Below are 7,114 nucleotides of genomic sequence, written 5' to 3'. Positions count from 1 at the left end.
CACATTTATTTTGCTTAAAGGTATCTTTAAATAGCATAAGTGAACAAGGCTTGCTGGAAGTAATGAAATAAGAGCAATATTTAAAATAAGATTGCAAAATGCAGAGAGTTTAAAAATTTAATGAAAATTTTATATTTGCCCTACATTTTATTTAATTAATTTTCTCTATCTTATACATGTTGGAATTCATATAATACCTTTCTGTTAAAGAAGGAATTGTACTGAGCTACGCATTAGATAAAAAAGTGATAATGAAAGGTAAATGTATAATGAAAAAAATAAAAAAGTTAATTGTTCCAATTAGCTTTAGTTTATTGCTAATTGGATGTAGCGGTAAAGAATTGAATGGGAATTGGAGATTAGCGGATAATGACACTACTTGTCCGGTTTCTTACCAGTTTGATAAGAAAATCGAAGTTAATCCAGAAAATAAAAAAAAGAAAACTATATGGTTAATAGAGATGCATACTCAAAAAATAGCAAATGAATATAAAAATGCAGGGACATACACTTGGCTTGATAATGAATGGATAAATATTGATTATGGAAACAATTTTACTCAAAAACAAAAAATGGTACAAGATAAAGACAAATTAACAATTTATTTTCCATGGGTAGAAAAAGTATGTACGTATAAAAAAACAAAGTAGGATGCCTTCAAAATTATAGAAGAAACTATGGATTGATAAAGGAACTTTAGATGTATGGCTAAAAAGCAATCTAGATATTATATATATTTGATATGTATGTAATGGAATAAGAGCTGGTTTTGCTTGTTATCTAGTCAATGATACTTTATTCCAAACTTGGCTGTATGCGATAAGTTCTATTCATAATGGAGCTACATTTTCAATGAGGGAAAATATTAGAATGATGCTAGTAAGGTATTTAAAAATATGCTTTATTAGAGACATTCTGCACTTTCCTTCTGAAAATGATAAGATTTCAATGTAGAAACGTGGAATTTTATAGCCATTCAAAAAATACTAAAAGAATTTGTCTTTTTAAGGGAATGATAGGAATTCAAACTATTTTCAAAAAGAATGAATTACACATTAGTAATTTTGCAGATGAAATTAATAGAGTAATCAATTTTTTTATTTGAATATAAGGAAGAAAAAGAAGAGGTAGGATAAAATGAAGCCGATTACAATTCTAATAGCTGATGATGACTTGAAGATTGCTGAATTAATTGAAATACATTTAAAAAAAGAAGGATACCAGGTTGTAAAAGCAACTGATGGAGAAGCCGCAATTGAAATTATTCAATCGCAGGCAATTGATTTAGTGGTTTTAGACATCATGATGCCAAAAATGGATGGTTATGAGGTGACGCGTCAAATCCGTACTAAACAAAATATGCCAATTATTTTCTTAAGCGCGAAAACATCTGATTTTGATAAAGTAACGGGTCTTGTACTAGGTGCAGATGATTATATGACGAAACCTTTTACACCAATTGAATTAGTTGCACGTGTGAATGCTCAACTTCGCCGATTTTTTACGTTAAATCAGTCGAAAGTAGAAGAAACATCTGTTTTAGAGGCTGGAGGCATTGTTATTGATTTTGAGAAAAGAACGGTACATGTATACGGAGAACGAATTGATTTGACACCAAAAGAGTTTGATATTTTATATTTATTGGCAAGTCATCCGAAAAAAGTATATAGCCTTGAAAATATTTTTCAGCAGATATGGACAAATGATTATTATGATGATAACAATAATACAGTTACGGTGCATATTCGTACTTTACGAAAGAAACTTGGAGAAGATAAAAGGAAGAACAAGTTAATAAAAACGATATGGGGAGTAGGTTATACTTTCAATGGCTAAAATAGTAAAAAGTTTTAGGTTTAAAATGATTGCCTTGTTTGCACTAAGTATGATGTTAGCAGCTTTCGGAACATATATAATTTATAAAACATTAGGGTTCTCTTTTAGAATGATGGTTAGTCATGAAGACTATGTAGCAAATAGAGTGGTTGGGGGAAGTATTTATTTCTCTTTCCTTTCCTTCACTTTGCTATCTATTTTATTCTTTTTCTTTTTAACGAAACCTTATTTAAGGTATTTTGATGAAATTTCTAATGGCATTCATCATCTCTCTAAAGGAGATTTCACACATAAAGTTTATATTTCATCAAATGATGAATTCAGCGATATTGCACGCGCAATTAATATTGCAAGTGAAAAATTAAAAGAGGCGGTTGAACGAGGAGACTTTGCAGAAAGTAGTAAAGATCAACTTGTTGTTAACTTAGCTCATGATTTAAGAACACCATTAACATCTGTCCTAGGTTATTTAGATTTAATTCTCAATGAGAAAAACTTAACTGCGGAACAAATTAAATATTATTCTACAATTGCATTCGCAAAATCACAACGACTTGAAAGTTTAATTGATGAGTTATTTGAAATTACACGAATGAACTATGGTGTACAACAAATAGATAAAAAAAACATTAATATAAGTGAATTGCTCGTGCAATTAGATTTGGAATTATATCCATTATTAGAGAAAAATCAATTAGAGGCTAGATTACATGTTGCACCAAATTTAACTATCAACGGTGACGGGAATTTGTTAGCACGAGTATTTGAAAATCTTCTAACAAATGCGGTTCGATATGGAAATAATGGGAAGTTTGTTGATATGAATGGATACATTGAAGATGGAGACGTTGTTGTACAGATTATTAATTATGGAGAAAGTATACCAGAAGAAGAGTTACCTTATCTTTTTGATATGTTTTATACAGGTGATAAAGCAAGAACAGTACAGAAAAATAGTACGGGTCTTGGATTATTTATTGCTAAAAATATTGTTGAGAAACATAATGGGAAGATTTCTGCAGAAAGTAATGTAGTGAGAACAATTTTTGAAGTGAGATTACCAAAAGAAGAGAATTGAAAAATTTAATAAATATTTAATTATTACCCCACTTTTTATTTAATTAATTTCTTCTATCCTATTTATAGGTTAGGCCAAAGAGAAATTACTAATAAAAGGTGGGGCTTTTTATATTGCGAAAAGTATACGCCTAGATTTTTATCACAATTTGATTTTAAAAGAGATATGTTAATACTTTGAAATCTAATTTATATATAATTTCTAAAAATGTTAACTAATTATACAAACGGAAATAATGGTCTCCAAAAATAAAGTACAAGAAATAGTGAGGATAATATGAAGACAGTAAATAAGGTAGTCATTGTTGGTGTATTAACAGTTGGTATAGGAGCTGGGGCTTATATGAATTTTGCCGGAAGTTCTGAACCAGTTATGTCCTATAAAACATCTGAAGTACTAGAAAAACAAATCGAAAATCAGCAAAAGTTTGCTGGTGAAGTGATTCCAAATGGAATGGAGATCATTTCATTTGATCCAACAAAAGGTACGAATGAACTAGCTGTTAAAAAAGGCGATGAAGTAAAGAAAGGACAGCTTCTGTTTAAATACAATGATCCAACTGTTAAACAAGGTGTAACAGAAGTGGAAATGCAAAAGAAAATTGCACAAAAAGAAGTAACATTACAACAAAAACAAATTGATGCAGCAAAACAAAAGCTACAAAAAGATAAAAATGCTGGTCTTCCTGCAGAAGCAGTAAAAGCGTCAGAGATTGAAATTCAACAATTAGAATCACAGCTTGAAATGAAGAAGTTTGAAGTAGAAAAAGCGGATGAAATGATTAAAGTAGCAAAAGAGAAAGTAAACACACTTTCTGTTATGAGTCCTGCTGACGGTGTAATTGATGATATTATTACAGCTTCTAATGAAAGAAACGGTATGAGCGGAATTACACTTCGCCATGCAGGTCCATTTAAAGTAGCAGGTCAAATGTCTGAATTTGAACTTGCTAATGTAAAAATTGGACAAGAAATAACAGTTTCATCAAAAACTGTAGCGGGTAAAACATGGACAGGAAAAGTAACAGAAATTGGTTCTACACCATTAAAAAGTATGGATGAAAACAAAACAGTTTCTAGTTATCCATTTACTGTGACGTTAGACAATAGTGAAGGCTTACAAAATGGTTTCCACGTATACGTAGAAACTAAATCAGGCGAAGCAAAGGGTACAGTCATTCCAAAGACCAGTATTTTAAAAAAAGGTGATAAAAACGTTGTCTTTGTTGTAAAAGACGGAAAAGCAAAAGAACAAGTTGTTACGGTTGAATTTGAAACAAGTAATGAAGCAAAAATTTCCGGAGTGAAAAAAGGAGAAAAAATTATCTCTAGACCTACTGTAAATCTAAAAGATGGTATGGAGGTTGCCACGCAATGATTAATTTACAAGGCATTACAAAATCTTTTCAAAATGGTGAAGAATCCATTCAAATATTGCACGGAATTGATGTAACGCTAAATCAGGGAGATTTCACTTCTATCATGGGGCCTTCTGGTTCTGGTAAATCAACATTAATGAATATTATTGGGTGTTTAGATAAGCCTACGACAGGTTCCTATGAATTAGCTGGACAAAATATTTCAAACATGTCTGAAACCGAGCTTGCGCATGTTCGTAATAAAGAGATTGGATTCGTATTTCAAAACTTCATGTTACTGCCACGACTTACAGCGTTGCAAAACATTGAATTACCACTTATTTATGCGGGAGTCGATAAAAAGGAAAGACAAGAGCGTTCATTAGCAGCCTTAACAAAAGTTGGTTTAGCTGATCGCGCTACCCACTTTCCAAATGAATTGTCAGGTGGACAAAAACAACGCGTTGCAGTTGCACGCGCAATTGTAAATAACCCGAAATTTATTTTGGCAGATGAACCAACAGGTGCACTAGATACGAAAACAAGTGAACAAATTGTAAATCTATTTTATGAATTAAACAAGCAAGGTTCAACGATTATTATGATTACTCACGATCGTGAAATCGGGGAAGCCGCAGCACGTCAAATCGTTATTCGTGACGGAAACATTGTTCAGGATTGGAGAGAATAAAATTGAATATACATGAAAATATACGTATGGCTATCTCTTCTATCTTTGCCCATAAAATGAGATCTATTTTAACGATGCTGGGAATTATTATTGGAATCAGTGCGATTATTACAATTCTCGCAACGGGGGATGGAAATACTGCAAAGATGCAAAAAGAGATTGAAGAGAGCCGCCATATGGATGAAATTAATATAGAGTATATCAACCCAGATTTTCCGCTGGAAATAGCGAAGATTACACCAGATATGGTAAAGCAATTAGAAGTAATACCAGGTGTAAAGGATGTGTACCCACATGTGAATATGGACGTAAAAGCATATGTAGGTTCAAAAGAAGCTTCTCTTAATTTAAATGTGGGAACAGGTAATTTTATGCAGGATCACAAACTACGAATGATACATGGGCGTGAGTTAACAGAGACTGAGCTGGAAAAACCAATTCCTGTTTTGATTATCAGTGAAGCTCTATTTAAAAAACTATATGATACATGGGAAAATGATTTATATATAGATATAAAAGGAAAACCATATAATATTGTCGGGGTGTACAAATATGATAATATATGGCAATCAAATGTGTATGCAGGATATACCTCGGTTGACAATGCACCGTTGATCTCAGGTGTTGAGGAATATAATGCAGTGACCATTAAGTTATCTTCTTCTAGCGAGCGAGAAATTGTAGGGAAACAAGCTGTATCTGTATTAAATGGATTGAAACCACCAGAATTTGAGCATCTATTTACAGTAGAGGATGAGACAAAAAACGATTTGGTCGTAGAAGAATCATTAGATACGATGAAAATGGTATTCACTGGTGTTGCTGGAATCTCTTTAATCGTAGGTGGTATTGGTGTGATGAATATCATGCTTGTATCTGTTACAGAGCGTACACGTGAAATAGGTGTTCGAAAAGCACTTGGTGCAACGAGAAGGGAAATATTAATGCAATTTCTTATTGAAGCTTGTATTTTAACAGCATTAGGTGGAGCAATTGGTTTTGTGTTAGGTATTTTCTTTGCTTGGGTATCGGCAATCGTAGGTGGATGGCCACTTGTTATTTCAGTAAATCTAGGTCTACTATCTGTTGGAATATCTATATTGATTGGCATTGTCTCTGGTATACTTCCAGCAAATAAAGCAGCTAAACTAGACCCAATTGATTGTCTACGATATGAATAATAGTTGTAGGTGAAAGATAAGATATTTTAGAAAAGAGTAAATACCCCTATGAGTATTTACTCTTTTTAAAAATAAGGATTTTCATGATATAAGCAAAAATTTAAACAATCTTAATTCTAATTTTATATAGATTTCTTGGCTGTAAATACTAAGAGGAGAGAGGAATATAAAATGAAAACAGTGCTAGAAGCAAAAAATATTAAAAAAGTATATGACACGGGTGGAAATACATTTGAAGCGTTGAAAGGGATTAACTTACAAGTAAAAGAAGGAGAATTTGTTGGAATTATGGGCCCTTCTGGTTCAGGTAAGACAACCCTTTTAAATGTTCTTTCGACAATTGATTATGTGACGAGTGGTGAGATTTTAATAGATGGAAAAGATATTGTAAAAATGAGTGATGATACGTTGGCATTATTTCGGCGCAATCATTTAGGCTTTATTTTTCAAGATTATAACTTATTAGATACGTTAACGGTCAAAGAAAATATCGCATTGCCTCTCGCTTTATCAAAGGTGAAGGTTAGTGAAATTGATCGGCTTGTTCTTGAAATCTCTAAGAAGTTTGGCATGGATCATATCTTAAGTCAATACCCATATCAAGTATCTGGGGGACAGAAACAACGCTGCGCAGCATCACGTGCCATGGTTACGAATCCGAGTATGATTTTTGGGGATGAGCCAACTGGGGCGCTTGACTCTAAATCAGCAACGGATTTATTAGAAAGTATGAAGTCATTAAATGAATATGATAACTCAACCATATTAATGGTAACGCATGATGCGTTTGCGGCAAGTTATTGTAAACGAGTGATTATGATTAAAGATGGTGAATTATATAAAGAATTACACCGTGGAGAATTAACACGTAAGCAATTCTTCCAACAAGTCATTGATGTAATGTCTTTCATTTCTGAAGATAAGGCTGATGATCTTATCTAATATGGCCATTTATAACATAATGTGCGATT

7 protein-coding genes are annotated in these 7,114 nt (G+C 32.5%); all 7 read left to right on the top strand.

Features of this window, described 5'->3' with window-relative positions:
* The first annotated feature begins 269 nt into the window (after positions 1-269).
* The 7 genes from D1166_RS19225 (at position 270) to D1166_RS19195 (ending at position 7,085) form a co-directional block, all read left to right on the top strand.
* Positions 270-650, top strand: coding sequence for a hypothetical protein (locus D1166_RS19225; protein ID WP_000721367.1), 381 nt, complete (start codon positions 270-272; stop codon positions 648-650).
* A 487-nt stretch (positions 651-1,137) separates the two neighbouring features.
* Positions 1,138-1,836 (top strand): response regulator transcription factor, encoded by a 699-nt coding sequence (locus D1166_RS19220; protein ID WP_048567861.1) that lies wholly within the window; start codon positions 1,138-1,140, stop codon positions 1,834-1,836.
* Positions 1,829-2,914: a HAMP domain-containing sensor histidine kinase gene (locus D1166_RS19215; protein WP_001074332.1), complete on the top strand. Its 1,086-nt coding sequence runs from the start codon at positions 1,829-1,831 to the stop codon at positions 2,912-2,914. Before D1166_RS19220 ends, D1166_RS19215 begins: the two co-directional genes overlap by 8 nt.
* Before the next feature lie 276 nt (positions 2,915-3,190).
* Positions 3,191-4,291: an efflux RND transporter periplasmic adaptor subunit gene (locus D1166_RS19210; RefSeq protein WP_097856616.1), complete on the top strand. Its 1,101-nt coding sequence runs from the start codon at positions 3,191-3,193 to the stop codon at positions 4,289-4,291.
* Positions 4,288-4,962 (top strand): ABC transporter ATP-binding protein, encoded by a 675-nt coding sequence (locus D1166_RS19205; protein ID WP_000609180.1) that lies wholly within the window; start codon positions 4,288-4,290, stop codon positions 4,960-4,962. Before D1166_RS19210 ends, D1166_RS19205 begins: the two co-directional genes overlap by 4 nt.
* A gap of 2 nt (positions 4,963-4,964) precedes the next feature.
* Complete coding sequence (locus D1166_RS19200; RefSeq protein ID WP_097856615.1) at positions 4,965-6,143, top strand: ABC transporter permease; 1,179 nt, start codon at positions 4,965-4,967, stop codon at positions 6,141-6,143.
* Positions 6,144-6,314: 171 nt separating this feature from the next.
* Entirely contained in the window at positions 6,315-7,085 is a 771-nt protein-coding gene (locus tag D1166_RS19195) for an ABC transporter ATP-binding protein (protein WP_097856614.1), read from the top strand.
* The last annotated feature ends 29 nt before the right edge of the window (positions 7,086-7,114 follow it).

Origin of the sequence: Bacillus sp. ISO11, assembly GCF_003458115.1 — a bacterium.
GTDB lineage: Bacteria > Bacillota > Bacilli > Bacillales > Bacillaceae_G > Bacillus_A > Bacillus_A cereus.
The sequence above is the reverse complement of the archived record's forward strand: the minus strand, read 5'-3'. Positions and strand labels throughout refer to the sequence as shown.